The organism is Pontibacter sp. HSC-14F20 (genome assembly GCF_019599265.1).
Lineage (GTDB): Bacteria > Bacteroidota > Bacteroidia > Cytophagales > Hymenobacteraceae > Pontibacter.
Window position 1 is genome coordinate 1 of record NZ_JAHZTC010000066.1, and the last position, 423, is coordinate 423.

Annotated in this window: 1 protein-coding gene; it reads right to left on the reverse strand. The window is 68.1% G+C overall.

Annotation, left to right across the window (positions count from 1 at the left end; translation table 11 throughout):
- Positions 1-423: RNA polymerase sigma factor (locus tag K3G39_RS20515; RefSeq protein ID WP_220628035.1), on the reverse strand; the 423-nt coding region annotated here is incomplete at both ends.

A 423-nucleotide genomic window follows, 5' to 3' on the forward strand; every position in this document is an offset into this window, starting at 1 on the left:
GTTCCAGAGCAGTTGGTCGCTGCTCTCCTGGAGAACAACCTGGTCGGGAAGCTCATCGCGCTGCACCGGGATCGAGCGGACCTCTTCCCCGTCCACCCCGAAGATCGCGGCCGTGCGGCTGAGGTCAGCACGGGTGCGCTTGGTGATGCGCCAAGACTCACGGCGGGCCGAGGTGAGCAGCCACTTGACGACGGTCTGCGGGTCTCGGATGCCCTCGGTGCTGTGCAGCAGACTCATCCAGACCGTCTGTACGACGTCCTCCGCGGCGGTCGCGTCGACGCCCTGGCCACGCACGGTGTGCCACATCAGCGGCGTCACCACGGAGACCAGCTCGTCGAAGGCAGCTCGGTCGCCGCGCTGGAACGCTGCGAACGAGTCGGCTGCCCGGCTGACCAGGGTCCCGCCCTCAGGACGTGCCTCGAT